This is a genomic window from Kitasatospora sp. NPDC094016 (assembly GCF_040304045.1).
In the GTDB taxonomy this organism is placed as follows: Bacteria; Actinomycetota; Actinomycetes; order Streptomycetales; family Streptomycetaceae; genus Kitasatospora.
The window spans coordinates 24,847-51,181 of record NZ_JBEOUK010000019.1 but is presented as its reverse complement, the minus strand read 5'-3'; the positions used below and the strand labels follow the sequence as shown (position 1 = coordinate 51,181).

The 26,335-nt window shown below is 74.3% G+C and carries 24 protein-coding genes; 10 read left to right on the top strand and 14 right to left on the bottom strand.

What is annotated here, in order from left to right:
- Positions 1-87: 87 nt before the first annotated feature.
- A complete protein-coding gene (locus ABT015_RS19395) occupies positions 88-1,170 on the bottom strand; it encodes a fatty acid desaturase family protein (protein WP_350880566.1) in 1,083 nt (360 codons plus the stop codon).
- Between the two features lie 465 nt (positions 1,171-1,635).
- Between ABT015_RS19395 and ABT015_RS19390 the strand changes: the two genes are divergently transcribed.
- The 8 genes from ABT015_RS19390 (at position 1,636) to ABT015_RS19355 (ending at position 11,195) form a co-directional block, all read left to right on the top strand.
- On the top strand, positions 1,636-3,375 hold the full coding sequence (locus tag ABT015_RS19390) for an LCP family protein (RefSeq protein WP_350880564.1): 1,740 nt from the start codon (positions 1,636-1,638) through the stop codon (positions 3,373-3,375).
- A gap of 205 nt (positions 3,376-3,580) precedes the next feature.
- Positions 3,581-4,030, top strand: coding sequence for an SRPBCC family protein (locus ABT015_RS19385; protein ID WP_350880562.1), 450 nt, complete (start codon positions 3,581-3,583; stop codon positions 4,028-4,030).
- A gap of 248 nt (positions 4,031-4,278) precedes the next feature.
- The gene (locus ABT015_RS19380) at positions 4,279-5,079 is read left to right on the top strand and encodes a VOC family protein (RefSeq protein ID WP_350880560.1); all 801 of its coding nucleotides are present in this window, start codon (positions 4,279-4,281) and stop codon (positions 5,077-5,079) included.
- Positions 5,080-5,229: 150 nt separating this feature from the next.
- Positions 5,230-5,976 carry an HAD family hydrolase gene (locus tag ABT015_RS19375; RefSeq protein ID WP_350880558.1) on the top strand — a complete coding sequence of 249 codons (747 nt, stop codon included), beginning with the start codon at positions 5,230-5,232 and terminating at the stop codon, positions 5,974-5,976.
- A 22-nt stretch (positions 5,977-5,998) separates the two neighbouring features.
- Complete coding sequence (locus ABT015_RS19370; protein WP_350880556.1) at positions 5,999-8,404, top strand: glycoside hydrolase family 65 protein; 2,406 nt, start codon at positions 5,999-6,001, stop codon at positions 8,402-8,404.
- Between the two features lie 114 nt (positions 8,405-8,518).
- Positions 8,519-10,252 (top strand): pyruvate dehydrogenase, encoded by a 1,734-nt coding sequence (locus ABT015_RS19365; RefSeq protein WP_350880554.1) that lies wholly within the window; start codon positions 8,519-8,521, stop codon positions 10,250-10,252.
- A gap of 80 nt (positions 10,253-10,332) precedes the next feature.
- Positions 10,333-10,965 (top strand): helix-turn-helix domain-containing protein, encoded by a 633-nt coding sequence (locus ABT015_RS19360; RefSeq protein ID WP_350880552.1) that lies wholly within the window; start codon positions 10,333-10,335, stop codon positions 10,963-10,965.
- A 32-nt stretch (positions 10,966-10,997) separates the two neighbouring features.
- Positions 10,998-11,195, top strand: a complete 198-nt coding sequence (locus ABT015_RS19355; protein WP_350880550.1) for a DUF6126 family protein — start codon at positions 10,998-11,000, stop codon at positions 11,193-11,195.
- Positions 11,196-11,217: 22 nt separating this feature from the next.
- Here ABT015_RS19355 and pdxR read toward each other — a convergent pair whose 3' ends face one another.
- The 3 genes from pdxR to ABT015_RS19340 all read right to left on the bottom strand — a co-directional run bounded on the left by pdxR (position 11,218) and on the right by ABT015_RS19340 (position 14,587).
- Entirely contained in the window at positions 11,218-12,645 is a 1,428-nt protein-coding gene (gene pdxR, locus ABT015_RS19350) for a MocR-like pyridoxine biosynthesis transcription factor PdxR (RefSeq protein ID WP_350880548.1), read from the bottom strand.
- 50 nt (positions 12,646-12,695) lie between these two features.
- Positions 12,696-13,616, bottom strand: coding sequence for an undecaprenyl-diphosphate phosphatase (locus ABT015_RS19345; RefSeq protein WP_350880546.1), 921 nt, complete (start codon positions 13,614-13,616; stop codon positions 12,696-12,698).
- Between the two features lie 158 nt (positions 13,617-13,774).
- Positions 13,775-14,587, bottom strand: a complete 813-nt coding sequence (locus tag ABT015_RS19340; protein ID WP_350880544.1) for an NRDE family protein — start codon at positions 14,585-14,587, stop codon at positions 13,775-13,777.
- A gap of 246 nt (positions 14,588-14,833) precedes the next feature.
- Here ABT015_RS19340 and ABT015_RS19335 point away from each other — a divergent pair, with 246 nt between their 5' ends.
- Both ABT015_RS19335 and ABT015_RS19330 read left to right on the top strand, forming a co-directional pair.
- A complete protein-coding gene (locus ABT015_RS19335; protein WP_350880542.1) occupies positions 14,834-15,319 on the top strand; it encodes a carboxymuconolactone decarboxylase family protein in 486 nt (161 codons plus the stop codon).
- A 29-nt stretch (positions 15,320-15,348) separates the two neighbouring features.
- The gene (locus ABT015_RS19330) at positions 15,349-16,164 is read left to right on the top strand and encodes an isocitrate lyase/PEP mutase family protein (RefSeq protein ID WP_350880540.1); all 816 of its coding nucleotides are present in this window, start codon (positions 15,349-15,351) and stop codon (positions 16,162-16,164) included.
- A 186-nt stretch (positions 16,165-16,350) separates the two neighbouring features.
- Here the strand turns inward: ABT015_RS19330 and ABT015_RS19325 are convergent, their stop codons facing one another.
- The 10 genes from ABT015_RS19325 to ABT015_RS19280 all read right to left on the bottom strand — a co-directional run bounded on the left by ABT015_RS19325 (position 16,351) and on the right by ABT015_RS19280 (position 26,306).
- Positions 16,351-16,608, bottom strand: coding sequence for a hypothetical protein (locus ABT015_RS19325; protein WP_350880538.1), 258 nt, complete (start codon positions 16,606-16,608; stop codon positions 16,351-16,353).
- A gap of 43 nt (positions 16,609-16,651) precedes the next feature.
- Entirely contained in the window at positions 16,652-17,758 is a 1,107-nt protein-coding gene (locus tag ABT015_RS19320; protein WP_350880536.1) for a cytochrome P450 family protein, read from the bottom strand.
- On the bottom strand, positions 17,722-19,170 hold the full coding sequence (locus ABT015_RS19315) for a cytochrome P450 (RefSeq protein ID WP_350880534.1): 1,449 nt from the start codon (positions 19,168-19,170) through the stop codon (positions 17,722-17,724). Before ABT015_RS19315 ends, ABT015_RS19320 begins: the two co-directional genes overlap by 37 nt.
- Complete coding sequence (locus ABT015_RS19310; protein WP_402453656.1) at positions 19,167-19,802, bottom strand: GTP-binding protein; 636 nt, start codon at positions 19,800-19,802, stop codon at positions 19,167-19,169. The genes ABT015_RS19315 and ABT015_RS19310 overlap by 4 nt, the downstream gene beginning before the upstream one ends.
- Entirely contained in the window at positions 19,780-20,127 is a 348-nt protein-coding gene (locus tag ABT015_RS19305) for a DUF742 domain-containing protein (RefSeq protein WP_350880532.1), read from the bottom strand. Before ABT015_RS19305 ends, ABT015_RS19310 begins: the two co-directional genes overlap by 23 nt.
- Positions 20,124-20,537 carry a roadblock/LC7 domain-containing protein gene (locus tag ABT015_RS19300; protein ID WP_063348307.1) on the bottom strand — a complete coding sequence of 138 codons (414 nt, stop codon included), beginning with the start codon at positions 20,535-20,537 and terminating at the stop codon, positions 20,124-20,126. Before ABT015_RS19300 ends, ABT015_RS19305 begins: the two co-directional genes overlap by 4 nt.
- The gene (locus ABT015_RS19295; protein WP_350880717.1) at positions 20,521-21,789 is read right to left on the bottom strand and encodes a sensor histidine kinase; all 1,269 of its coding nucleotides are present in this window, start codon (positions 21,787-21,789) and stop codon (positions 20,521-20,523) included. Before ABT015_RS19295 ends, ABT015_RS19300 begins: the two co-directional genes overlap by 17 nt.
- Before the next feature lie 233 nt (positions 21,790-22,022).
- The gene (locus tag ABT015_RS19290; RefSeq protein ID WP_350880530.1) at positions 22,023-24,212 is read right to left on the bottom strand and encodes a SpoIIE family protein phosphatase; all 2,190 of its coding nucleotides are present in this window, start codon (positions 24,210-24,212) and stop codon (positions 22,023-22,025) included.
- 172 nt (positions 24,213-24,384) lie between these two features.
- Positions 24,385-25,515 carry a PP2C family protein-serine/threonine phosphatase gene (locus ABT015_RS19285; protein ID WP_350880528.1) on the bottom strand — a complete coding sequence of 377 codons (1,131 nt, stop codon included), beginning with the start codon at positions 25,513-25,515 and terminating at the stop codon, positions 24,385-24,387.
- Positions 25,516-25,736: 221 nt separating this feature from the next.
- Positions 25,737-26,306 carry a TetR/AcrR family transcriptional regulator gene (locus ABT015_RS19280; RefSeq protein ID WP_350880526.1) on the bottom strand — a complete coding sequence of 190 codons (570 nt, stop codon included), beginning with the start codon at positions 26,304-26,306 and terminating at the stop codon, positions 25,737-25,739.
- Positions 26,307-26,335: the final 29 nt, after the last annotated feature.

Below are 26,335 nucleotides of genomic sequence, written 5' to 3'. Positions count from 1 at the left end.
GCATGTCCGCCGGCGGTGAAAGCACTGCGGCACCCCGGCTGGTCGAGTAGCCGGGGTGCCGCGGTGCGGTGCGGGTTGCGGGGCGGATCAGGCCGCGGCGCGGATCGGGGCGCCGGTCTGGTGGAGGTGGGTGAGGATCTCGCGGTACGAGCGGAAGAGGCCGGTCTCGTAGTAGGTGATCTCCTTCTCGGCGCAGAAGTCGCGGGTGAGGACGGCGGCGCGGCGCAGGGCCGGGGTGGGCATGCTGGGGAAGAGGTGGTGCTCGACCTGGTAGTTGAGGCCGCCCATCAGGGCGTCGATGAAGTAGCCGCCGCGGACGTTGCGGGAGGTGAGGACCTGGCGGCGGAGGAAGTCGAGCCGCATGCCGGGCGTCACCATCAGCATGCCCTTGTGGTTGGGGGCGAAGACGCAGCCCAAGTAGACGCCGAGCAGGGCCTGGTGGACGGCGAGGAAGGCGAAGGCCTTGCCGACCGGGAGGGCGGCGAAGACCAGCCCGAGGTAGGCGGCGAAGTGGGCGACCAGCAGGAAGCCCTCCAGGTACGGGCGCTTCATGATCGGGCTGCGCAGCGCGCGGAAGCTGTTGTAGCTGAGGTTGAGGCCTTCGAGCAGGAGCAGCGGGAAGAAGAGGAACGCCTGGCGGCGGCCGATGAAGCGGGCGATTCCGCTGGCCTTCCTGGCCTGGTCCTGGGACCAGACGACGAGGTCGGGGGAGACGTCCGGGTCCCGTTCCTCGTGGTTGGGGTTGGCGTGGTGGCGGGTGTGCTTGTTCATCCACCAGCCGTAGCTCATGCCCATCAGGAGGTTGGCGACGATGCGGCCGCCGATCTCGCCGGCGCGGCGTCCGGTGAACACCTGACGGTGGGCCAGGTCATGTGCCATTAATCCCAGTTGGGCGAAGACGATGGACATGGCGGCGGCCAGTCCGAGTTGGAGCCAGGTGTCGCCGAGGGCGAACATGGCCCACCAGCCGCCGAGGAACGCGGCGAGGACGAGGCCCGCGCGGACGGTGTAGTAGACCGGGCGTCGGTCGAGCAGGCCCTCGGCGGTGATCCGGCGGCTCAGTTGGGCGAAGTCGCTCCCGCCGGTTCCGGGCGGGGCGGTGTCCGGTGGTCCGGCGGGCGGCTGCGGCCGGGTTTTCGCGGTCGGCGTCCCCGCGGTGTCGGTGGTCATGGTGCTGAGTCTGGTCTAGCGAACGGGCCTTGAGAAACGGGGGCATCCCCCTGGGGCGGGGTGAGGGTATCCCCCGGACCGTCCCGGGTGGCTGCGGACGTGCGGCGCGTGGTGCCTGATGGTGCCGCAGGGGCGGGGAGAGGTGGCGTAGGTCACGTCGTAATCGGCTGGTTTCGGGCGTTCTGTGGCGAGCTTGCGTCGTGGTGGCCGGGGTTGGTGGTGGACCGGAGGTCGGTGATCGCGTCGGGCCTAAATATGATCGGAAGCCACGTTCATCGGTTTGTATCGATGTTCGTATGTGCAACCTGGGAACGGCTCCGACCGTCTCCCTGTGTGCGGTGCGCCAGATCGTCCGGGGCGTCGCTTCCGTCGGTGAAAGGTACGCGCATGTCAGGTCAGTGGGGCGAGGGCCCGGCTCGGGGCGAGAACGCACCCGGCGCGCTCACGACGGGGAGCGATGGGTCCGTGCCTACGCCGCGTACCGGGGGCCGGGCGGAGGCCCGGCGCGCCGCGCAGGGCAAGGGCGGCGGCCGCGGCGGCAAGGACGGCGGCAAGGACGCGGGCAAGGACGGCGGTCGGGACGCGGGCAAGGACGGCGGCCGGCCGGAGGCGGCGGGCGGCCGGGCGGCGGCGCGCAACAGCCGCAAGCCCAAGAAGAACGTGAAGAAGATCGTCGCCTGGTCGGCGGCCGGCGTGCTGGTGCTGATCGCGGGCGCCGGCGGGGCGATCTACTTCAAGCTGAACGCCAACATCAAGTCCTTCGACGGCGACGCGATAGCGACCGACCGCCCGCCGGAGGCGCAGGCCGACGCGGACGGCAACAAGCCGGTCAACGTGCTGCTGATCGGTTCGGACAGCCGCGGCGGCAACAACTCGGACCTCGGCGGCGGCGAGGACGGCGGCGCCCGTTCGGACACCACGATCCTGCTGCACGTCTACGCCGACCACAAGCACGCCGTGGGCATCTCGATCCCGCGCAACGCGAAGGTCCCGATCCCGCCCTGCAAGCTGCCCAACGGCAAGTGGACCAAGGGGTCGTCCAGCGACCTGTTCAACGCGGCCTTCTCGGTCGGCGGCAGCGACGGCGGCAACCCGGCCTGCGCCCAGAACACCGTCGAGAAGCTCACCGGGATCCGGGTCGACCACACCATCGTGGTCGACTTCAACGGCTTCTCCGCGATGACCAAGGCCGTGAACGGCGTCGACGTCTGCCTGCCGAAGCCCATCTACGAGGGCGACGTCAACCCCAACCTGCACAAGAAGGGCGACCTCGTCCTGCCACAGGGCAAGCAGACCGTGCAGGGCCAGCAGGCGCTGGACTACGTGCGTCTGCGGCACGGCATCGGCGACGGCTCCGACATCGGCCGGATGAAGCGCCAGCAGGCCTTCCTCAGCTCGCTCGCGAGCAAGGTCAAGAAGGACGGGCTGAGCCCCACCAACCTGCTGCCGCTGGCCGACGCCGCGACCAAGTCGCTGGTGGTCGACCCGGGGCTGGCCTCCGCGGACAAGCTGCTCTCCTTCGGGCTGTCGCTCAAGAACATCGACATGCACGACCTCAAGTTCGTGACGGCGCCCTGGCGTTACCGCACCCAGGACAAGGACCTCGACCTGGTCCAGCCGGACGCCAACAAGCTCTGGGAGACCCTCAAGGCCGACCAGACCATCGACGGGCAGAACGCCACCGGCCAGCAGCCGGACGCCGCCGCCAGCCCGAGCGCACCGGCCGCGTCGCAGTCGGCCGCGACCAGCGCGCCCGCCGCGCCGGTCGCGGACGCCGGCAACTCGTCGATCAAGGTGGCGGTCTACAACGGGACGACCGAGAACGGCCTGGCCGGCAAGGCGACCGCGCAGCTGAAGGCCGCCAAGTTCGCCGCCACCACGGCGGGCCAGGCGGCGAGCACCAAGTACAAGACCACCATGATCGAGTACGGCTCCGGGCAGAAGGCGAACGCCGACAAGGTCGCCGCGCTGTTCCCGGGCGCCAGCGTCGAGGCCGGCAACTCGGCGGGCGTGACCCTGATCGTCGGTAAGGACTTCTCCGCGGCCAACGGCGGCGGGACCACCGGCCAGGCCACCGGGACGGGCGGCGCGGCCGCGAACGGCACCCCGGCGTCCCCGGCGCCGCTGCCCACCACCGTCACCAACGACGCCCGCTCGGCGGACGACGACATCTGCGCGAACACCACCTACGGCAGCGGCGGCTGACCGCACCCGAGCGGTAGGGGGCGACCCCCGGGCCGGCGCCGTCCAGGGCGCGCGGGCCCGGGGGTCGTGCCATGGTGGCCGGAGAAACCGGGGAGGCACCCGGCCCGCGGGCGACCTGATGGACGGGCGACCTGATGGACGGGACCCCGGCGCACCGGACCCCGGCAGGCTGGACAAGGGGGGCGCGCACCGAAAGGCGGACCCCATGCCCGAGATCGCCCTCCAGTTCGACATCGCCGCACCCCGGGCCGTCGTCCTCGCCGCGCTCAACACGCACGGCGGGCTGACCAGCTGGTGGACCACCGGGGTGGACCGGGAGGGCGACGTCCTGCTGTTCGACTTCCCCGGCGTCCCCGAGCCGTTCCGGCTCCGCCGCGAGCGGGCCGACCTGGATCGGGTGGTGTGGGCCAACGCCGGGGCCTTCCCGCCGCACTGGGCCGGCACCTGGATCAGCTGGGACCTCGCCGACCAGCCCGACGAGCCCGGCCGCACCCGGTTGCTGTTCCGGCACGGCGGCTGGCAGCCGGGCAGCGAGGACGGCGTCCCGCTGGTCGCCGGCACCTGGGCCGAACTGCTGGTCCGGCTCAAGGACTACGCGCAGAGCGGCAAGGTGCAGCCGTACTTCGTCACGGCCCAGCGGCACGACACCGCGTGAACGGCCTCCACGGCGGCGTGAGCGGCACGACACCGCGTGAACGGCCCGCCGGCGGCCGAACGGGCCCGGGCCCGTCCGATCGCCCGCCAGGGCGCCGTCCGGTGGCGGGATCGCGGCGCCGGGCCGATGGTGGGCGGTGTACCCGCCGTCCGCGCTGACGGCCGGCACCGGCAGCCCGGCACCGGGCGGCCGGGACCCGCCCGCCCCGACGACCACGCCGGCGACCACTGCCTTCGGGAGGCCCAGCAATGCCCGTAGTCACCGCTCCGTACAAGCCCGGCACCCCGTGCTGGATCGACCTGATGGCGAGCGACCAGCAGGCCGCGCTCGACTTCTACCGCGACCTGTTCGGCTGGCAGGGCGAGGTCGGCCCGGCCGAGTTCGGCGGCTACGCCGTGTGCATGCTCAACGACCGACCGGTCGCCGGGATCATGGCGCGGTCCGCGCCCGAGGGCCAGCCGCTGCCGCCCGTCGCCTGGACCACCTACCTGGCCTCGGACGACGCCGACGTGAGCGGGGCCGCCATCGCCGAGCACGGCGGCACGATCCTCTACCCGGCGATGGACGTCGGCGTGATCGGCCGGATGCTGGTCGCCGCCGACCCGACCGGCGCGGTGTTCGGCGTCTGGCAGGCGATGGACTTCATCGGCGCGGGCGTGGTCAACGAGCCCGGCGCACTGGTCTGGAACGAGCTCAACACCGCCGACACCGACGCGGCCGGCCGCTTCTACCTCCCGGCACTCGGGCTGCGCCCGGCGACCATCCAGGGCATGGAGGGGTACTTCTCGCTCAACGCCGGCGACCGTACGGTGGGCGGCATGCAGCCGATCCCCAAGTACCTGGGGGCGGGCACGCCCTCGCACTGGATGGCCTACTTCTCGGTGGACGACACCGACTCCACCGTGGACGCCCTGGTCAAGGCGGGCGGCTCGGTGATCCAGCCGCCGTTCGACATGCAGTCCGGCCGGATGGCGGTCGTCCAGGACCCGCAGGGCGCGGTGTTCGCGGTGGCGGAGGCCGCCGAGGCGCAGATGCCCGACTCGCCGTAACAGCGCCGGGCACCCCCGCCGAAACGGCGCCGGGCACCCACGAGCCCACCTGGCCGCCCACGAGCATCCGGGCAACCGGAAGCCGCCCTTCCCGCGACGCGCCGCCGGGAAATGGGCGGCTTCCCCGCGTTCCCGGGTAAGACTGCACCCATGCTGGGGCTACCGGACGACATCCGCGCTTTCCTCTTCGACCTCGACGGGGTCCTCACCCAGACCGCCAAAGTGCACGCCGCGGCCTGGAAGGACACCTTCGACTCCTTCCTGCGCGCCGAAGCCGCCCGCACCGGCGGGCAGTTCGTCCCCTTCGACGCCGTCACCGACTACGACACCTACGTGGACGGCCGCCCGAGACTGGACGGCACCCGGGCGTTCCTGCGCAGCCGGGGCGTCGACCTGCCCGAGGGCACCGACGCCGATCCGCCCAACACCCCTACCGTGCACGGGATCAGCCGGGCCAAGAACGACACCGTCCTGCGGTTGATCCGCGAGCAGGGCGTCCAGCCGTACGACGGCTCGGTCGCGTACGTGCACCGGCTGCGCGCGCTCGGGCTGCCCAGCGCCGTGGTGTCCTCCAGCGCCAACTGCCGGGACGTGCTGCGGGCGGCGGGCATCGAGGGGCTGTTCGACGTGATCGTGGACGGCGTCGTCGCCCAGCGCGAGGGTCTGCCCGGCAAACCCGCCCCCGACACCTACCTGTACGCCGCCCGCACGCTCGGCGTCGAGCCCGCGCACGCCGCCGTCTTCGAGGACGCGCTCGCCGGGGTGGCCTCCGGCCGGGCGGGCGGCTTCGGGGCCGTGGTCGGGGTCAACCGCACCGGGCAGGCCGCCGAACTGCGCCGGGACGGCGCGACCGTGGTCGTCGACGACCTCGCCGAACTGCTGGAGGAGCAGGCATGAGTGAGCGGAGCGAGGCAGTCGCATGAGTGGCCTGGACAACTTCTCCGTCGACCCCTGGCTGATGGCCGAGCAGGGCCTGGACCTGACCGCGATGGCCCGCGCCGAGTCGCTGTTCGCGCTCTCCAACGGCCACATCGGCCTGCGCGCCAACCTGGACGAGGGCGAGCCGCACGGCCTCCCCGGCACCTATCTGAACGGTGTCTTCGAGCTCCGCCCGCTGCCGTACGGCGAGGGCGGCTACGGCTACCCGGAGTCCAGCCAGAGCGTCATCAACGTGACCAACGGCAAGATCATCCGGCTGCTGGTCGACGATGAGCCCTTCGACCTGCGCTACGGCGAACTCATCCGCCACAAGCGCTGGTTGGACTTCCGGGAGGGGATGCTGCACCGCGAGGCCGAGTGGACCTCCCCGGCCGGCCGGACCATCCGGGTGCGCTCCTCCCGGCTGGTCTCGCTCACCCAGCGCGCGATCGCCGCGGTCGAGTACAGCGTCGAGGCGGTGGACGGGCCGGTGCGGATCGTGCTCCAGTCCGAGCTGGTCGCCAACGAGCAGCTGCCCGGCGGCGCCGCGGGCGATCCGCGGGCCTCCGCCGTCCTGGAGGCGCCGCTGCAGCCCGAGGTGCACCACGCGAGCGACACCAAGGCCGTCCTGGTGCACCGCACCCGCTACAGCGCGATCCGGGTCGCCGCCGGGATGGACCACGTGATCGAGGGCCCGGAGGAGCTCGAAACCGTCGCCGAGGCCGAGGCCGACCACTGCCGGATCAGCGTCACCACCGTGCTCCGGCCCGGACAGCGGCTGCGGCTGGTCAAGTTGATGGCCTACGGCTGGTCGGGGACGCGCTCGCTGCCCGCCGTCCGGGACCAGGTGGAGGCCGCGCTGACCGCCGCCCGGTACACCGGCTGGGACGGTCTGGTCGCCGAACAGGCCGCCTACCTCAAGGAGTTCTGGGAGACCAGCGACGTCGAGATCGAAGGCGACGTCGAACTCCAGCAGGCCGTCCGGTTCGCCGTCTTCCACGTCCTCCAGGCCGGCGCCCGCAGCGAGGAGCGGGCCATCCCCGCCAAGGGGTTGACCGGCCCCGGCTACGACGGGCACAGCTTCTGGGACACCGAGACCTTCGTCCTGCCGGTGCTCACCTACTGCCTGCCCGGGGCCGTCAACCAGGCTCTGCGCTGGCGGCACACCACGCTGCCGCTGGCCCGCGAACGGGCGGCCCAACTCGGCCTGGCCGGAGCGGTGTTCCCCTGGCGGACCATCCGCGGTGAGGAGTGCTCCGGGTACTGGCCGGCCGGTACCGCCGCCTTCCACATCGGCGCCGACATCGCCGCCGCCGTCGCCCGCTACGTCCGGGCCACCGGGGACGCCGAGTTCGAGCGCGCGTACGGGCTCGAACTGCTCGTGGAGACCGCCCGGATGTGGCGCTCGCTCGGCCACCACGACGTCTCGGGGAAGTTCCGCATCGAGGGCGTCACCGGCCCGGACGAGTACAGCGCCGTCGCCGACAACAACGTGTTCACCAACCTGATGGCGCAGACGAACCTGCGCGCCGCCGCCGAGGCCGCCGCCCGCCACCCGCACGAGGCCGCCGAACTCGGCGTCGACACCGAGGAGACCGCCGCCTGGCGGGACGCCGCGTCCGCGATGTACATCCCGTACGACGAGGACCTCGGCGTGCACCCGCAGGCCGACGGCTTCACCCACCACCAGGTCTGGGACTTCGAGCACACCCCGCCCGAGAAGTACCCGCTGCTGCTGCACTACCCGTACTTCGACCTGTACCGCAAGCAGGTGGTCAAGCAGGCCGACCTGGTGCTCGCCATGCAGGTCCGCGGCGACGCGTTCACCGACGAGCAGAAGGCCCGCAACTTCGCCTACTACGAGCGGCTCACCGTCCGCGACTCCTCGCTCTCCGCGTGCACCCAGGCGGTGATCGCCGCCGAGGTCGGCCAGCTCGACCTCGCGTACGACTACACGGCCGAGGCGGCGCTGATGGACCTGCACGACCTCGGCGGCAACACCCGCGACGGCCTGCACATGGCCTCGCTCGCGGGCGCCTGCATCGCCCTGGTGGCGGGCTTCGGGGGGCTGCGCGACCACAGCGGTTCGCTGTCCTTCCGGCCCCGGCTGCCGGGCGGGCTGATGAGGCTCGGGTTCTCGCTGATGGTCCGCGGGCAGCTGCTGGGCGTCCAGATCACCCACGAGGGGACGACGTACACGCTGCGCCGCGGCGAGGTGCTGCACCTGTGGCACGACGGCGAGCCGGTGCAGGTGAAGGCCGGGGAGCCGGTCACCCTGCCGACCACCGCGCCGCCGGCCCAGGAGCGGTGCGGCCAGCCGCCCGGCCGCGAGCCCGCCCGGCGGCAGGCGCAGGCGGGCCTGGTCAGCGGCAAGCTCGGGCAGCAGGACCACCTGGCGGCGGAGTAGCCGCGCCGACCCGTCGTTCACCTGTTCGGGCCCGCTCCGGGTGCGGGGCGGGCCCGGCCGCCGGAGGGTGCAGGTGTCCTGTGGCAGCCGGCGGCCGGTGATTGGAGAGCACCCGTGGCGAGCGTGGCCGAACAGATGGTGGAGGTGCTCCGGCAGGCCGGGGTCGAGCGGGTCTACGGCGTGGTCGGGGACAGCCTCAACCCGGTCGTGGACGCGATCCGGCGCACCGACGGCATCGGCTGGGTGCACGTGCGCAACGAGGAGGCGGGCGCCTTCGCGGCGGCCGCCGAGGCCGAGCTCAGCGGCCGGCTCGCGGTCTGCGCCGGCTCCTGCGGGCCCGGCAACACCCACCTCGTCCAGGGCCTGTACGACGCCCAGCGCAGCGGCCTGCCGGTGCTGGCGCTCGCCTCGCACATCCCGTCCGGGCAGATCGGCACCGGCTTCTTCCAGGAGACCCACCCCGAGCGGGTGTTCACCGACTGCAGCACCTGGTGCGAGATGCTCTCCACCCCCGCCCAGCTGCCCCGGCTGATGCGGATCGCCATCCAGCACGCGCTCGGCTCGCACGGCGTCTCGGTGCTGGCCTTCCCCGGGGACGTCGCCGCGCTCCCCGCCGCCGGGCCCACCGGGACCAGCCACTTCCTCACCGAGCAGGCCGTCGCCGCGCCGCCGTGGTCCCAGGTGCAGGAGCTGGCCCGGCTGCTCAACGGGGCCCGCAAGGTCGCCCTGTTCTGCGGCGCGGGGGTGCGCGGGGCGCACGGCGAGGTGATGGAGGCGGCCCGGGCCCTGAACGCGCCGGTCGGGCACTCGCTGCGCGGCAAGGAGTGGATCCAGTACGACAACCCGTACGACGTCGGCATGAGCGGCCTGCTCGGCTACGGCGCCTGCCACGAGGCGCTGCACTCCGCCGACCTGGTACTGCTGCTCGGCACCGACTTCCCGTACGACTCCTTCCTGCCGCAGGCGCGCACCGTCCAGGTCGACCACGACGCCACCCGGCTGGGCCGCCGCACCGCGCTCGAACTGGCCGTTCACGGCGATGTCGCCGCCACCCTGCGGGCCGTCCTGCCGCTGCTGGACGCCAAGCGCGACCGCGCCTTCCTCGACGAGATGCTGCGCAAGCACTGCCGCTCGCTGGAGGACGTGGTCGGTGCCTACACCCGGGACATCGAGAAGCACCTGCCGATCCACCCCGAGTACGTCGCCTCGGTGCTCGACGAGGTGGCCGCCGACGACGCGGTGTTCACCGTGGACACCGGCATGAACAACGTCTGGGCCGCCCGCTACCTCCAGCCGAACGGCCGCCGCCGGGTGATCGGCTCCTTCCTGCACGGCTCGATGGCCAACGCCCTGCCGCACGCCATCGGCGCCCAACTGGCCTGCCCCGGGCGGCAGGTGATCGCGATGGCCGGCGACGGCGGGATCGGCATGCTGCTCGGCGAACTGCTGACGGTGGCCAAGCACCGGCTGCCGGTGAAGACCGTCGTCTTCAACAACGGGGCACTCGGCATGATCAAGCTGGAGATGCTGGTCTCGGGCTACCCGGAGTACGAGATCGACAACGGGGACGTCGACTACGCGGGGATCGCGCGGGCGATGGGCATCCCGGCCAAGCGGGTCACCGAGCCGGCGAGGGTGCGGGAGGTGCTGGCGGAGGCGCTGGAACGGCCCGGCCCCGCCCTGGTGGACGTGGTCACCGACCCCAACGCGCTGTCCATCCCGCCGTACATCACGGCCGCCCAGCTGAAGGGCTTCGCGCTGGCGGCCGGGCGGACGGTGCTCTCCGGCGGGGTCGGGCGCATGATCGACCTGGCCCGCAGCAACCTGCGCAACATCCCGCGGCCGTAGCCGAGAAGGGGGACTCCGGGGCTTCTTGCCTCTGAGGCAAAATTCTTGCCCGAGGGGCACGGCGGGTGTCCACTGGTCACATGACCACCAGCCCGACCGGGGACGCCGCCCCGGGAGACCGGCTCGACGACCAGGAAGTGGCCGGCCTCGCCGCCCGCCTCCGGGAACACCGGCTCAGCAGCCGCCTGACCCTCGAAGTGGCCTCCGCCCGGGTCGGGCTCTCCCCAGCCTATCTGTCCCGGCTGGAGACCGGCCGCCGCCAGCCCTCCCTCCCCGTCCTGCTCGGCCTCGCCCGCGCCTACGGCACCTCCGTCTCCGGCCTGCTCGGCGAGACCATGGCCGAACCCGACCCGGTCGTGCGCGGGGGCGTCATCGAACCCGGCCGCGCCGGCGGCTGGGGCTATCGCAGGGCCGGCGCCCCCGGCCGGGCCATGCAGGCGCTGCGCGTCCACGTGCCCCCGGGCGTGCAGGACACGGTGGTCCGGGTCCACCCCGGCGAGGAGTGGCTGTACGTCCTGCAGGGCCGGCTCAAGCTGACCCTCGGAGACCGGGTCCACCGCCTCGACGTCGGCGACTCCGCCCACTTCGACTCGCTCACCCCGCACTGCATCGCCGCCGACGCACCGGACGGCGTCGAACTGCTCTTCGTCCACACCCTGCTGCAGAGCCCCGGCGGCGAACTCTGTCTCGGCGGCCCCGCAGCAACCCACTGACCCGACGTCAGAACCCTTGGAGGAGATCCCTCATGGCCGATCCCACCATCCCCGACCAGGCCGCCGCGGCCACCGCCCCGGCCGCTCCGACCCCCGCCCCGGTGACCGTCGACGCCGGCATCTCGGCCAACCGCCGGGTCGCGGTCCGCCTGGTGATCTACACCGCCGGCATCCACGCCTTCGCCGGCTTCATCATGCTGCTGTTCGAACTGGGCAACCGCAACAAGTAGTCCACCGGGGCGGTCGCGGCCCTCACCGCTCGCGCAGCAGCTCGCAGAGGGCGTCCAGCGCCGCCGGGAAGGCGTGCTCGGGCGGGGACGCGTAGCCGATCACCAGAGCGGAGGCGGCGTCCGGGTCGGCGGCCGACCGGTCGGCGAGGTGCCAGGACAGCCCTTCGAGGGCCAGACCGGCGGCCTCGGCCCGGGCCAGCAGCTCCACCTCGGACGCCGAACCGGGCGGCAGCTGGAGAACGGCGTGCAGCCCGGCGGCGATCCCGGTGACCCGCACGCGCGGGGCGTGCTCGGCGAGCGCGGCGACCAGCCGGTCCCGCCGGCGCCGGTAGTGCAGCCGGCAGCGGCGGACGTGCCGGTCGTACGTCCCGGAGGTGATCAGCTCGGCGAGGGTCAACTGGTCGAGCACCGGGGACATCGTGTCGGCCAGCGTCTTCAACCGGGCCACCGGCTCGACCAGCGCGTCCGGCAGGGCCAGCCAGGCCAGCCGCAGGCCCGGCGCGAGGCTCTTGGCGGCCGTCCCGGCGTACACCACCCGCTCCGGGTCGAGCGCCTGCATCGCGCCGACCGGCTGCCGGTCGTAGCGGAACTCCCCGTCGTAGTCGTCCTCGACGACGTACCCGTCCCGCTCGCGCGCCCAGCGCACGGCGGCGGCCCGCCGGTCGGCGGCCAGCGGCGCACCGGTGGGGAACTGGTGCGCGGGGGTGAGCAGGACGGCCCCGCACCGGCCGTCGAGCCGCTCGACCCGGGCGCCCGCCCCGTCCAGCGGCACCGGGACGGTGGTCAGCCCCGCCGCCCGGGCGACGGCGTGCTGCGGCGGCAGCCCGTACTCCTCGACCGCGAGGGCGCGGTCCCCGCGCTCCCGCAGGGCGGCGCAGAGCAGGCCCAGGCCCTGGGAGACACCGGTGCAGATCAGCAGGTGGTCGGGGTCGGTGCGGACGCCGCGGACCCGCGCCAGGTAGTCGGTGAGCGCCCGCCGCAGCTCGATCCGGCCGAACGGGCCGCCGTAGCCGAAGGCCTCGTGCGGCGCGGTGGCGAGGGCCCGGCGGGCGGCGGCGAGCCAGGCGGTGCGGGGGAAGAGCGAGAGGTCGGGCCGCCCGGCCATCAGGTCGTGCCGGACGGCCCGCCGACCCGACGCCGGCCGGGCCGCCCGCCGGCTCCGGCCGGGCGCGGCCCGCCGGGCGACGGTGGTGCCGGAGCCCTGCCGGGAGGTGAGCCAGCCCTCCGCGGTGAGCTGCCCGTACGCCTCGACCACGGTGTTCCGGGCGACCCCGAGGTCCTCGCCGAGGGCCCGCGAGGACGGCAGCCGGGTGCCGGGCCCGAGCCGCCCGTCCTGGACGGCCTCGCGCAGCGCGTCCTCCAGGGCGGCTCGCAGCCCGGCCCCGGCGGCGCGCCGCTCGGTGAGGTCCAGGTGCAGGTCGCCGCCGAAGGAGGTCCAGGAGCTGCTCACGGGCCCGATTATCGCGCGGCCCGGCACCCTCGACCCGGGGTGAGGGCGGATCAGACCGACAGGTAGACCGCGCTGCCGACGCCGGCGAGGAAGCAGTAGAGCGCGAACGGCGTCAGGCTGCGGGTCTCGAAGTACTTGGTGAGGAAGCGCACCGAGACGTAGCCGGCGACGAAGGCGGCGATGCTGCCGGCGACGACCGGGCCGAGGACGGCGGAGTTCTCCGGCTTGAACAGCTCCGGCACCTTCAGCACGGAGGCGGCCAGGATGACCGGGGTCGCGAGCAGGAAGGAGAAGCGGGCGGCGTCCTCGTGGTGCAGGCCGCGCAGGATGCCGGCGCTCATGGTGACACCGGAGCGGCTGATGCCCGGGAAGAGCGCGAGGATCTGGGCGGCGCCGATCCAGGCGCCCTGGACGAAGCTGAGCCGGGCCAGCCGGTGGTCGGAGGCGATCGCCGGGTCGAGGCCCGGTTCCTCGGCCGGCGGGGCGGCGTGCCCGGCCCGACGGCGGCCGGTGCCGCCGCGCTTGAGCCGTTCGGCGCCGAGCAGCACCAGCCCGTTGAGGGCCAGGAAGACGGCGGCCGGGACGGGCTTGCCGAGCGCGTTGCGCAGCGCCTTCTCCAGGGCGAGTCCCGCCACCCCGACCGGGATGGTGGAGATGATCAGCAGCCAGGCGAGCTTCTCGTCCCGGCTCTCGACCCGGCGGCGGCGGATCGAGCTGAGGAAGCCGCCGATCACCCGGACCCAGTCCTTGCGGAAGAACACCACCAGCGCGAACGCGGTGGCCAGGTGCAGGCCGACCAGGACGGCGAGGTAGGAGGAGCCCTCGGCGGTCATGTCGAGGTCCCGCTGGATCTTCCCGCCGATCAGGGCGGGGAGCAGGATGCTGTGGCCCAGGCTGGAGACCGGGAACAGTTCCGTCACACCCTGCAGCAGGCCGACGCCTATCGCTTCCGGGTAGGTCAGGGTGGACATCGCGCACCTTCGCTCGGGGGTCTGGATCCGGGGGAGCCCCGCGAAGCTACTACGGGCATGTAGACGCCCGGCAGCCCCGCCGCCAGAAGTTCATCGAGCGGACGTCTGGGCGCCACCGCTGTCGGTCGGCCGCCGGTCGGCCGCCGGTCGGCAGCCGATCAGCCGCCGGACCGCGCCGCCGACCCGCCTCCGCCGAGCGGCACCCGCCGCCACGCCCCGCCGCCGGCGGGCACCGGCGCGGAGGCGAAGTCGTAGCGCGGCCCGTCCGGCCCGAGCGCGAGCAGCGAGATCGAGGAGGACCCCCAGATCCGCCCGTCGCCGAAGTCCCGCCGCTGGATCAGCGCCGCGTCGTCGTCCAGCGGCAGGCCGTCGCCCGCGACGATCGGCAGCCAGTCGCCCCAGGCCCGCTCGGCGGGACCGTCACCGGTCGGCTCCGGCCGGGGCGCGGCGGCGAGGCGGGCCCGGAAGCGGTCGGCGCGGGCGGCCATCAGCGCGCGGATCCGCTCGGAGGCGGTCCGGTTGGCGGCCATGCCCTCCAGCCCGTCGTTGAGCACCACGCTGAGGCCGACCGGCAGTTCGCGCTCCTCCAGCCGGCCACCGCCCCAGCTGGCGACCCGGGCGCCGTCGGGCCGGACCAGGACGAGGTGGAACGGGTCGTACGGGGTGAGGTCGAGGTGGCCGATCCCGCCCTCCCGGACGGCGGTGAGCGGCAGTTCGCCACGGGAGAGCCGGGTGTCGGCGGGGGCGAGCGGCCCGAAGCCGTTCAGCAGGCAGGCGGCGGTCCGCCGCCCGGGGTCGACGGCCAGCCAGGTGCCGCCGGCGGCGAGGTCGAGTCCGCCGACCAGGGCCGGCCGGTCCGGCCAGTGGTGGTCCGGCGGCAGCCAGTCGCGCCCGAGGTACTCGTCCCGGACGGAGAGGAGCAGCACCGGCACGGCCGCCCCCGGTTCGATGCTGACGAACGCCGTACACACGATCGCGGCCCCCTGACCTCGCCCGGCGGGGGCACTCGTCGTGGTGGCGCCCCCGCGGTCGATCCTCGCACTCCCGTTCGCGCGCCGGGAGTGCGCGTCCGCGCCCGGAGGCGCCGCCCGGGCCCTCCCTTTTCGGCCGCCGCCGTGCCACACTCGCCGCACGGCCGGGCGCACGCGAAGTGGCCCAGGATTCTGTGGTTCAAATGCACCAGGAAACGGGTCCACCAGGTCCCTAGGCTGGCGGTCATGACGACGAACGAGCACCAGCCGACCGAAGCGCCCGTCCCGGCCCCCGCCCAGCGCCTCGCGCTGCACACCCTGGCCCCCGACTTCTACCAGGCCATGATCGCGGTGGACCGCGCCTCCCGGAAGGGCATCGACCACACGCTCGCCGAGCTGGTCAAGGTGCACGCCTCGATGATCAACGGCTGCGCCTTCTGCATCGACATGCACAGCACCGACGCCCTGAAGGGCGGCGAGCAGGACCACCGGCTGCTCTCCCTCCCGGCCTGGCGCGAGACCCCCTGGTTCACCGCCCGGGAGCGGGCCGCGCTGGCCCTCACCGAGTCGGTCACCCTGCTGACCCAGGGACACGTCCCGGACGCGGTCTACGCCGAGGCCGCCGCCCAGTTCGACGAGACCGAGCTGGCCCAGCTGATCGCGCTGATCGTCACCATCAACGCCTGGAACCGGATCGGGGTGGCCTCCCGGCTCAGCCCGGCCGCCAAGTGAGGCCCGGGGGCATGGCAGGCATGGCGGACATGGCGGACACGAAGGTCGTCCAGCGGGAGAAGGCCCGGTTGCTCCGGGAGCTGCACCGGCCGGGCGAGCCGCTGGTGCTCGCCAACGTGTGGGACGCGGCGAGCGCCCGCCTGGTCGCCGCCGCCGGAGCGCGGGCGGTGGCGACGGCCAGTGCGAGCGTCTCCTGGTCGCTCGGCAGCCGGGACGGCGGCGGCGCCGACCTCGAAGAGGTCCTCGTCCGGACGGCGCAGGTGGTCCGCGCGGTGGACCTGCCGGTCACCGCCGACCTGGAGGGCGGCTTCGCGCGGACCGCCGCCGGCGTCGGCGAGTCCGTCGCCGCGCTGCTGGCCACCGGCGCGGTCGGCGTCAACCTGGAGGACGAGGGCCGGCCGGCGGCCGAGGCCGCCGAGCGGATCGCGGCGGCGCGGGCGGCGGCGGACGCGGCGGGCGTGCCCGCCTACGTCAACGCCCGCACCGACGTGTTCCTGCACGGGATCGGCGCGCCGGAGGGCCGGCTGGACGACGCGGTGCGCCGGCTGCGGGCCTACGTCGAGGCGGGTGCGGACGGCGTGTTCGTGCCCGGTGTCGCGGACGAGGAGACGATCGCCGCGCTGGCCGCGGCCGTCCCGGTGCCGCTGAACGTGCTGGCGGGTCCGGGCGCGCCGTCCGTCCCGGAGCTGGCGAAGCTGGGCGTGGCCCGGGTGAGCCTGGGCCCCGGGCTGGCCGAGGTGGCGTACGCGGCGGTGCGCCGGGCCGCCGCGGAGGTGTACGCGAGCGGCACCTACACCGCGCTGGAGGGCGGGCTGACCTACCAGGAGCTGAACGGCCTCTTCTGAGCGGGCTCCTCGCGGTCCGTCCGGCGCTGAGCGGGCCCGGCGGCGCGGGCTGGACGGCGCCGGGCCGGGCGGCGCGGCTGGTCGCCGTACCCGGGCGGGCCCGGGTACGGCGAAGCCCCGGCTGCCGCCGACGGGGGGTGGCGGCAACCGGGGCGGTGCCCGGCGGGCGTGGTCGGCCGATCCGGGTCAGCCGATCTGACCGCTGAGCCCCGGGTGGGTCATCTGGTTGGTGCCGACGGCCTCCACCTCCTGGGCGGCGTGGCCGACCACCGGCAGCTTGCCGGCGGCGTGGATGGCGAGGTCGGCCGGGGAGAGGTTGAGACCGTCGGTGAGGCCCCCGGTGGCGTCCGGGGAACTCGCGGTCTGGGTGGTGGCGGACGCCGCCGGGGCGGCGAGCGCGAGGCCCGCCATGGTGAGGGCGGCCAGGGTGGCGAGTTTCTTCATGCACTGCCGAACGACCCGGGCCGCCTTCAGGTAACCGGACGGCTCAGACCGTCACTCGCAGGGTTCGCACGCTGTTGCTGATGAAGGAGCCGATCGGCTCCGGCGCGTCGCCCTCGGCGAGGGCCAGCCCGGGGAACCGCTCGAACAGGTGCCGCAGTGCGGTCTCGGCCTCCAGCCGGGCCAGCCCGGAGCCGAGGCAGAAGTGCGGGCCGTGACCGAGCGACAGGTGCCGGTTGGGCCGCCGGGTGACGTCGAAGCGGTCGGCGTCCGGATGGTGCCCGGCGTCGCGGCCGGCCGCCGCGTAGGAGGCCAGCAGCGCCTCGCCGCGCCGGATCACCACGTCACCGACCTCGATGTCCTCGGTCGCGTAGCGCAGCGGGAACTGGCCGACCGGCGAGTCGTAGCGCAGCGTCTCCTCGACGACCGCCGACCACGGCTGCTCGCCGGAGAGCACCAGCCGCAGCTGGTCGGGGTGGGCGAGCAGGGCCCGGACGGCGTTGGTGATCAGGTTGAGCGTGGTCTCGTGCCCGGCGACCAGCATCAGCAGCAGGGTGCCGACCAGTTCGGCCTCGCTGAGCCGGTCGCCGGCCTCGCGGGCGGCGATCAGGTCGGTGGTGAGGTCGTCGCCGGGCGCGGCCCGCTTGGCCGCCACCACGGAGCCCAGCAGCGCGTACAGGGCCTGCTGCGCGGCGGCGGCCGCCGCCGGGGTGGCCGAGCTGGAGACCAGGGTGTCGGAGAGCTCGTGCAGCCTGTCCTGCTCGTCCAGCGCCAGGCCGAGCAGTTCTCCGATCACCTGCATCGGCAGCGGGTAGGCGAAGTGCTCGCGCAGGTCGAACGCGCCGTCCAGCTCGGCGACCCGGTCGAGCAGCGAGACGGTGCGGGCCTCGATCGCGGGCGCCAGGTCGGCTATTCGGCGCGGGGTGAAGGCCTGGCTGACCAGGCCGCGCAGCCGCCGGTGGTCGTCGCCGTCGGCGGTGACCATGCCGGGCACGGTGACGAAGTTGAGCAGCGGCCAGCCCTGGGGCAGCCGGCCCTCCCGGAAGGTCGTCCACAGCTGGGCGTTCTTGCCCACCCGGTGGTCGGCGAGCAGCGCCTGGAGGGTGTCGTGGTGGGTTATCGCCCAGACCACCACCCCGCCAGGGAGCTCCACCAGGACCGCGGGGCCGGCCGCCCGGAGGCGTGCGTTCTCCTGGTGCTGGTCGCGTCCGAAGGGGTCGAGTCTGACGGGCTCGGGTCGGGTGTCGACGGCGGTGTCCATGCGGGCCTCTCGGGGGCTTGCGGGCGGGGCGGGGTGAAGGCGCTGTACAGCACCGGCAGGCCGAGCAGGGCCCGTGACCACGGGGACGGGCGCCATCCCAGGTCGCCGGCGGGGACGGCGAGCTGGAGATCGGGCAGGCGGTGCAGCAGGGTCTCGACGGCGGTCTCGACGATGATCCGGGCCGGGTGCTGGGCCGGGCAGACGTGCCGTCCGGCGCCCCAGGCGAGGTGGGCCCGGTTGCCGCCGAGCGAGCCCTGGGCGGCGGAGGCGACGCCCTGGGCGGCCGGGTCGGCGTTGGCCGCGGCCAGGCCGAGGACGAGCATGTCGCCGGCGCTGATGTACTGGCCGCCGAGGACGGTGTCGCCGGTGGCCCAGCGGCCGGGGAAGTTCTGCGTCGGCGGGTCGCGCCAGAGCACCTCCTCCAGCGCGTCGGAGACGGTGAGCCGCCCGCCGGTGAGGGTGGCCCGGAACCGGCGGTCGGTGAGCAGCAGCCGCAGCGTGTTGCCGGTCCAGTTGATGCTGGTCTCGTTGCCCGCGACCAGCATCACCACCAGGTGGTGCACGGCCTCCTCGTCGGTGAGCGCGGCCGGGTGGGCGAGCAGCCAGGAGGTGAGGTCGGCGCTGGGGGCGGTCCGGCGGCGCCGGACCAGGTCGACCAGGATCGCCTGGAACTCGGCGTTGGCGCGCACCGACTTGGGGCCGCTGTCCACGAAGTGGCTGATCAGCTCGACCAGGTGGGGCCCGGCCTCGCGGGGCAGGCCGACCAGCTGGGTGAAGACCAGCAGCGGCAGCGCGCGGGCGTACTGGGCGATCAGGTCGGCGGTGCCGTCCGGGCCCCAGCTGTCGATGAGGTCGTTGGCGCAGGCCTCGGTGGTCTCGCGCAGCTGGCGGTGGTCGATCTGGGAGAGGGTGTCCGAGACGGCGGAGCGCAGCCGCTGGTGCTCGGCGCCGTCCAGGTTGAGCAGGGTGGGCCGCCAGGAGGTCATCGGCAGCAGCCGGGAGTCGGGGGCCAGCCGGCCCTCGGCGGGCACCCGCCAGCGGCGCGAGTCCTTGGAGAACAGCGCCTCGTTGCGGGTGAGTTCGAGCAGTTCGGCGTAGCCGAGAACGAGCCAGGCCTCGACCCCGGGCTCCAGCTCGATCGGTGCGACCGGGCCGTAGCGCCGGCGCAGCCGGGCGTACAGGCCGTGCGGGTCCTCGGCGACGGCGGGGCCGTACAGCGGGGTCAGCGGGACGCCGGTGGGCAGGCTGCCGCCGTGCGGGAACGGGCAGCCGGGGGAGGCGGTGCCGGGTTCGGGCGCGGTCATCCCTGGAGCTCCAGGATCGAGCTGCGGTGCAGGTGGTCGACGAAGTCGATCAGCAGGTCGTAGGACTGCCGCCGGTCGCGGGCGTCGCAGTGCAGGATCGGTACCTCCGGCAGCAGGTCGAGGGCGGAGCGCAGCTCCTCCTCGGGGTAACTCGGCGTGTCCGAGAAGGTGTTGACCGCCACGGCGAACGGGATGCGCTGCTCCTCCAGGCGGCCGAGCACGTCGAAGCTCTCGTCCGGGCGGCGCAGGTCGACCATGGCGATGGCGCCGAGCGCGCCGCGCGACAGGTCGTCCCAGAGCGGCCAGAACCGCTGCTGCCCGGGTGTGCCGAACAGGTACAGCGCGAGCCGCGGGTTGAGCGTGATCCGGCCGAAGTCGAGCGCGACCGTGGTGGTGGTCTTGTCGCCGCGCCCGGTGAGGTCGTCGATGCCGCTGCTGGCGGCGGTCATCGTCTCCTCGGTGCGCAGCGGAGTGATCTCGCTGAGGGAGCCGACCAGCGTGGTCTTGCCGACCCCGAACGGGCCGGTGACCAGGATCTTCACCGCGCCCTGGACCGAGGACGGCAGGTACCGCGGCTCGGCGGGCAGGTCGGCGGTGGCCCCGGGGGCTTCAGCGGAGTTGGCGGAGGCCAACGAGCACCTCTTCCAGAAGGGTTGCGGGCAGGCGTTCGGCCTGCGGGACGGGCGGGAGGACCTGGACGGCGCCGAGGTCCCAGAGGTCGCCGACCAGCACCTTGACGACGCCGAGCGGCAGCCCCAGGTGGGCCGCCACCTCGGCGATCGACAGCAGGCTGTGGCAGAGCGCGAGGATGCGCCGGTGCTCGCGGTTGAGCAGGGCGTGGTCGGGGAGCTCCGGCGGCTCGGGTAACGCGCTGACCAGGCTCTCGATGGCCAGCTCGGCCCGGGTGGACCGGCTGCGGCCACCGGTGATGACGTAGGGCCGGACCGGCCCGCTCACCGGTGTCCCCCCGCCGCGTGGTCGACCCGCGGCGGGCTGGTGAGGTGGCTGCCGATCCGTTCGACCAGGACCTGCATCTGGTAGGCGACCAGGCCGGCGTCCACGGCGTCGCTGGTCACCACGGCCAGGTGCGCGCCGGCCCCGGCGGCGACGATGAACAGGTAGCCGCCGCCGTACTCGATGATGATCTGGCGGGTGGCGCTGCCCGGCCCGCCGAACCCGGTCGCGACGCCGCGGGCCAGCGACTGGAGTCCGGAGCAGGCGGCGGCGAGCCGTTCGGCGTCCTCGCGCGCGATGTTCGCGCTGCGGCCGATCTCCAGGCCGTCGTTGGAGACGACGACGGCGTGCTGGACCTGCGGGACGTTGACGATGTCGGCGAGCATCCAGCCGAGATCAGGGGTGGTGGTCATGGAACTCTCCGGAGCGCTGGGGAAGTCGGGGGGAAGCGGGCAGGGAAGGGTCGTGCTGGGCCTGGGCCCGGGCGGCCGATCGGCCGCTGGCGGTGCCGGCCTGGAACATCGCCATGAACGCCTGCGCGTCCCGGGCCGAGCGGTACGGCGGGGCGGGCGGCGGCGCGGGAGAGGCGTGCTGGGCGGGGCGGGCGGCGCGGTCGCGTCGGTGGCTCCGGCGGGGCAGCGGCGGCGGGGTGTCGGCGGCCGCGGGGGGTCGGCCGGCCGGCGGGGTCTCCACCAGGGGGTGTCCGGCGGGGTGTCCGGTCGGCCGGAGGTCGGTGCTGAACGCCCGGTCGTCCGGTCCGAGGCCGGGGACGGTGGGCGGCAGCGGTTCGGTGAGCAGGGCGTTCGGCAGCATCACCACGACGCGGACGCCGCCGTACGGCGAGGGCGCCGAGCTGAGGGTGACCCGGAAGCCGTACTGCTCGGCGAGCCGGCCGACCGCGGCGAGGCCCAGTTGCGGCACCTCGCCGAGCCGGGAGACCTCCAGGCTGGTGCCGCCGGCGAGGGCGGCGGCGGCCTTGGCGACGGCCTGTTCCGGCATGCCGACGCCACCGTCGTCGATCTCGATGACGGCTCCGTTGTGCACCGGCATCAGGGTGACGAACACCTGGGTGCTGGGCGGGGAGTAGCGGGTGGCGTTGTCCAGCAGCTCGGCGACGGCGTGGATCAGCGCCTCGGCGGCGGCGCCGACCACCGCGGTCTCGATCCGGCTGCGGACCACCACCCGCTGGAACGGCAGGATGCGGGACTGGGCGCCGCGCACGACGTCCTCCAGCGAGACCGGCTCGGGCCAGTGGCGGCCGGCCCGCGCGCCGCACAGCACGGCCAGGGTCTGGGCCAGCCTGGCCTGTTGGGCGGCGGCGTGGTCGGCCTTGAGCAGGCCCTCCAGCAGCGCCGGGTCGTCGTGGGTGCGTTCCATCTCGTCGAGCAGGGCCTGCTGGTCGTGGGCCATGACGAGGATGCGGCGGGCGACGCTGAGGAAGGCCCGCTGGGTGGAGGCGGTGAGTTCCTGCTCCTGCTGGACGGCGGCCAGGTCGGCGCCGCGGCGGGAGAGTTCGGCGCCGAGCTGCTCCTGGAGCCGGGCGAGGTCGCGCCGCAGCCGGTCGGCGCGGCGGCGCTGGGTGACGGACACGGCGCGGTACCGGGCGGTGGCCACGAGGGCGAGGGCGGCGAGTACGCCGGTTGCCGTTGCGCACCACTGAGTCATCGTCACGCCGCGAATTCTAGGGTGATGATCCTACGAAGGTGTGAACGGATCTCGCCAAGTGACCGGATCTCGTCAATATCCAGTCAATACGGCGTCAAACCGGCGCCGTTCGACCGCGATCCGGACGGCCCGAGGACGTTCGTCCCCGGTGAGGCGCCTGCGGTGCGTCGTCCGGGCCGGGCGGGCGATGGCCGAGTCACGTCCTGGGATGTGTGGGGAACGTGCGCACGGTGTTACGGAAGGGGCGACGTCCGGTGCAGGAGCAACAGCGCCACGTCGTCCGGCCGGGACCGCCGCTCGGTCACGTTCAGCGTGAGCAGATCGGCCAGCCGCTCCAGCGCGGGCGCCGCGCCGGCCCGGGCCGGGCCGGTCTGCCGGGCCCACAGCTCCAGCCCGCCGAGCATCCGCTGCACCGACTCGTCGTAGTCCTCCTCGCGGTCCTCGACCAGCCCGTCGGTGTACACCAGCAGCGTCTCGCCGACCGCCAGCCGACCGGCCGTCAGCGGGTACGGCTGCCCCGGGTCCACGCCCAGCGGCGGCCCGCCCGGCAGGTCGAGCTCGACGGCCCTGCCGTCCGCGATCCGCACCGGCGCGGGATGCCCGGCCCGGGCCGCGGTCAGCGCGCCGTCGGCCGGGTCCAGGGCCAGGAAGAGGCAGGTCGCGAAGAGGTCGGTGTCCAGCTCGGTCAGCAGCCGGCTGGTCCGGGCCAGCGTGGCGGCCGGATCGTGCCCGTCCGTCGCGTACGCCCGCAGGCCGCTGCGCAGCTGGCCCATCACCGCCGTCGCCTCCGCGTTGTGGCCCTGGACGTCGCCGATCACCAACCCGATCCGGCCGTCCGGCAGCCTCAGCAGGTCGTACCAGTCGCCGCCGATCTGCATGCCCTCGGTGCTCGGCAGGTAGCGGGCGGCGCTGACGATCCCGGGCAGCCGGGGCAGGGTGCGCGGCAGCATCGCGCGCTGCAGCTCGGTGGCGCGGTGGTGGTGGGTGTCGTACAGCCGGGCCCGCTCCAGGGACTGCGCCAGGATCCCGGCGAAGGCCGAGTACAGGGTGCGGTCCTCCCGGCCGAACGCCCGCTCGGCGGAGAAGGTGATCAGGCAGGAGCCCACCTGCCGCCCGGAGGCGACCAGCGGCAGCACCGCCCAGGAGGCCGGGGTGAGCGGGCCGTGCCGGCCCCGGCCCGCGTCGGGCTCGCTGAACAGCGGGGCGGAACGGGTCAGCGCGTGCTGCATCACGTTCTCGGAGAGGTCCGCCAGCCGGGTCAGCTCGGTGCGCCTCGGCCCGCCGTACACGGTGTGCGAGACGGGCAGCAGCCGGCCCTCGTCCACCAGGTCCAGGACGATGCTGGCGGCGCCGAACGCCGGGCGGGCGACGTCGGTGACGGCGGTGGTGACGTCCCGGACGGTCACCGCCCGCGACAGCGACCGGGTGAGCGCGAGCAGCAGTGCCGTCCGGGCCCCGCCCGGGGTGGCCTGGTCCTCGGCCTGCTCCCGGGGGTGTTCCCGGTCCCGGTCCTGGCCCTGGCCCTGGCCCTGGGGCCGGCCCTGGTCCCGGTCGGAGAGCAGCCCGGCGACCCGGACCGGCCGGCCGTGGACGTCCAGCATCACCTCGCCGGTCTCCTCGATCCGCGCCACCCTGCCGCCCCCGCGCAGCACCCGGTACCCGATCCGGTACCACCCGCCGGTGGTGAGCGACTCGGCGAGCGCGGCCTGCACGTCCGGCAGGTCCTCCGGGTGGACGATCCGGTCCAGCTCCGGGGCGGAGCCGTCGGCGGTGGCGGGCTGCCCGGTGACCCGGAACGCCGCGGCGTCCCAGTAGCTCTCGCCGGTGACCAGATCGCGCTCGAAGGCGCCGTGCCCGGCCGCCCGGACGGCGAGCGACAGCATCGGGTGGGCCAGCCCGGCGGGGAGGCTCCCGGCCCCGTCCGGCGGCTCCCCGGCCGGATCCTGGGGTATCCGGGCGTCGGCGTGGTCGAGCAGGTGGGACAGCCGGTGGGCGCAGGCCTCGCCGATGGTCTCCAGGACGTCCAGGTCGCGGCGGGGGACGGTGCCCCGGTGGGCCAGCGCGAGGGCCAGGACGCCGACCGGCCGCTCGTCGACGACCATCGGCAGGGCGATCACGGCGACCATGCCGGTGCCCATGCCGGCGTTCTTGTTCGGGTAGTCCACGCTGGTGTGCTCGGGGCTGAGCAGGTACGGGCGGCGTAACCGCAGGGCCATCGCGGCGGGGAGGTCACCGGCCGGATCGACGATGCTGTAGCGCTCGTGGGCCCAGTCCGGCAGCCCGTGCGAGGCGGTCAGCCGGAGCATCCCGGCGGAATCCAGCAGGTAGAGCGCGGAACCCTCGCCGGTGATCCACCCCGGCCCCTCGGCGAGGACGGTGCCGAGCAGTTCGGCGGCGCTGGTGCAGCCGAGCAGTAAGCGCACGCAGCGCATGGGGCTGCGGGCGGTGGGACTGCTGCGCTGTGTCCGGCTCTCGTCCTCGGAGGGGGGAACCCACGGAGAGCTCAGGTCCATCGGATACCCGGCCTTTCCGCTCTCGGGGGGTGGGTGCCCTCTGGGTGCCCGAACGGGCACTTAATTCTTCATACCTTATTTCTCAAGCGGGTGCTGAAGCGGGTGAATGGTGGCCCAGACGGCGTACCAGGACCAGCGTCCGGTCGTCCGCCGCGTCCCGCGCCACCGTTCGGACCAGCCGCTCCGCCGCACCCCGGGTGAGCTGCTGCTGCGTCCGCCACGGCCGCACCACCGGCTCGGCCGCCGCCAGCAGCCGACCCACCCCCTCGTCCAGATCCCGACCCGGCACCTCCACCAGGCCGTCACTGAACAGCAGCAGCGAATCGCCCCGCCGCAGCCGCCCCGACACCGCCGGATACAGCGCGCCCGACACCAGCCCCAGCGCCGGGCCGCCGTGCCCCGACCGCGCCCAGCCGCCGCCGTCCGCCCGGCGGAACTGCGCGGGCGCCGGATGGCCGGCGTTGAACAGCAGGTAGTCGCCCGTCGCCGGGCGCAGCGCGAGGTGCACCGCCGTCGCGAAGTCGTCCTCCCAGCCCATCCGCACCAGGTGGTCGTTGGCCGCCGGCAGGAACGCCTCCGGCGGCACCCGCCCCAGCAGCATCGCGAACGCGCCCGACAGGTGCGTCGAGCGGGCCGCCGCCCGGCTGCCCTTGCCCGACACGTCCACCAGCAGCAGCTCCAGCAGATCCTCCTCGGGGCGGTGCGCGCACAGCAGGAAGTCACCCGAGAACGAGGTGTCGCCGGCCGGCGCCAGCGCACTGTCGAAGTGCCAGTCGAGCAGCCGCTCCGGGAGCCGGGCCAGCGTCCGGGTGTGCTCGGCCAGCTCCAGCAGCATCGAATCGCCCTGCGTTCCGCGCAGACCCAGCCGGTGCCGGAACCGGTTCGCGGCCAGCACCGTCACCGCGGTCGCGGCCAGTACCAGCGTCACCCCGATCCGCACCCCGAGCGGATCCCGCACCACCGCCCCCAGCACCCCGCCGGCCAGCGCCGCGCACACCAGCACCAGCAGCTGCCCGCGCCGCAACAGCAGCCCGCCGACCACCAGCGGCAGCACCAGCGCCGACGGCGGCCAGCTGTACGGCAGCACGATCGGCAGCAGGCTCAGCACCGCGGTCACCCCGAGCAGCACCCCCAGCGCGTACCGCGCGGCCCGGGCGTTCCCGTCCAGCAGCCGCAGGTACCACCGCCGCGCCCTCGCTATCGGTGCGGGCACGTGGACCTCCGCCAAGGGGTCGGCGGTCCCCTGTCATGACCACCAGTCAGCCCGGCCACACTAACCCGTCCGCCCCCACCGCCCCCAGGCCCGCTGCCTGCCCGCCGCACGGGAAGTCGGCCGGTCCGACTTCTCGCGCACGCCTCACCCGGTGCGCCGGCCGTTCGTTCGTCGTGGGGGGCCGGGCGGGTCGTGCCGCGGCCGGTGCGCCGGGCGGCGTCTCAGGGGGTGGGCCAGGTGCGCAGGCCGGTGGTGAGGAGGGTGATGAGGCGGCTCTGGGTGGTGGCCAGGTCTTCGGCGAGCTGGAAGCCGCCGCCGATGGAGAGGGAGGCGAAGCCGTGGGCGACGGAGCGGACGGTGCGGGCGGCGTGGATCGCCTCCGCGCCGTCGAGGCCGTACTCCCGCAGGACGGCGATGATCACCCCGACGAGCCGTCCGGCCGCGCGGGTGAGGTCGTCGTCCGGCTGCGGGGCCTGGGGGAGCGCGTTGTAGCGGTGCGGGTACTCGGTGGCGTACGCGTGGTAGGCGCGCAGGACGGTGGCGACGGCGTCGTCCCCGCTGCGGCCGACGGCGGCCTCGGCGAGCCGGTCGGCGAGTTCCTCGGTGACCCGGACGGCGATGAGCCGCCGCAGTTCGGCGAGGCCGCCGCTGACGTGCTTGTACAGCGACGGGGTGGCGACCCCGGCCCGGGCGGCGACGGCGGCCAGGGTGAGGGCCTCGGCGCCCTGCTCGTCGATGAGGGCGAGCGCGTGGTCGACGACCTGCTCGGGGGTGAGTCCTACTCGGGGCATGGTGCGGGCTCTCCGTCGGTGGAAGGGGG

Bases quoted from the DNA above. Each gene is read 5' to 3' on its own strand.
- ABT015_RS19395 (WP_350880566.1), bottom strand. From the start codon at position 1,170: ATGACCACCGACACCGCGGGGACGCCGACCGCGAAAACCCGGCCGCAG.
- ABT015_RS19385 (WP_350880562.1), top strand. From the start codon at position 3,581: ATGCCCGAGATCGCCCTCCAGTTCGACATCGCCGCACCCCGGGCCGTC.
- ABT015_RS19380 (WP_350880560.1), top strand. From the start codon at position 4,279: ATGCCCGTAGTCACCGCTCCGTACAAGCCCGGCACCCCGTGCTGGATC.
- ABT015_RS19375 (WP_350880558.1), top strand. From the start codon at position 5,230: ATGCTGGGGCTACCGGACGACATCCGCGCTTTCCTCTTCGACCTCGAC.
- ABT015_RS19370 (WP_350880556.1), top strand. From the start codon at position 5,999: ATGAGTGGCCTGGACAACTTCTCCGTCGACCCCTGGCTGATGGCCGAG.
- ABT015_RS19360 (WP_350880552.1), top strand. From the start codon at position 10,333: ATGACCACCAGCCCGACCGGGGACGCCGCCCCGGGAGACCGGCTCGAC.
- ABT015_RS19355 (WP_350880550.1), top strand. From the start codon at position 10,998: ATGGCCGATCCCACCATCCCCGACCAGGCCGCCGCGGCCACCGCCCCG.
- ABT015_RS19345 (WP_350880546.1), bottom strand. From the start codon at position 13,616: ATGTCCACCCTGACCTACCCGGAAGCGATAGGCGTCGGCCTGCTGCAG.
- ABT015_RS19335 (WP_350880542.1), top strand. From the start codon at position 14,834: ATGACGACGAACGAGCACCAGCCGACCGAAGCGCCCGTCCCGGCCCCC.
- ABT015_RS19330 (WP_350880540.1), top strand. From the start codon at position 15,349: ATGGCGGACACGAAGGTCGTCCAGCGGGAGAAGGCCCGGTTGCTCCGG.
- ABT015_RS19325 (WP_350880538.1), bottom strand. From the start codon at position 16,608: ATGAAGAAACTCGCCACCCTGGCCGCCCTCACCATGGCGGGCCTCGCG.
- ABT015_RS19315 (WP_350880534.1), bottom strand. From the start codon at position 19,170: ATGACCGCGCCCGAACCCGGCACCGCCTCCCCCGGCTGCCCGTTCCCG.
- ABT015_RS19300 (WP_063348307.1), bottom strand. From the start codon at position 20,537: ATGACCACCACCCCTGATCTCGGCTGGATGCTCGCCGACATCGTCAAC.
- ABT015_RS19295 (WP_350880717.1), bottom strand. From the start codon at position 21,789: ATGACTCAGTGGTGCGCAACGGCAACCGGCGTACTCGCCGCCCTCGCC.
- ABT015_RS19280 (WP_350880526.1), bottom strand. From the start codon at position 26,306: ATGCCCCGAGTAGGACTCACCCCCGAGCAGGTCGTCGACCACGCGCTC.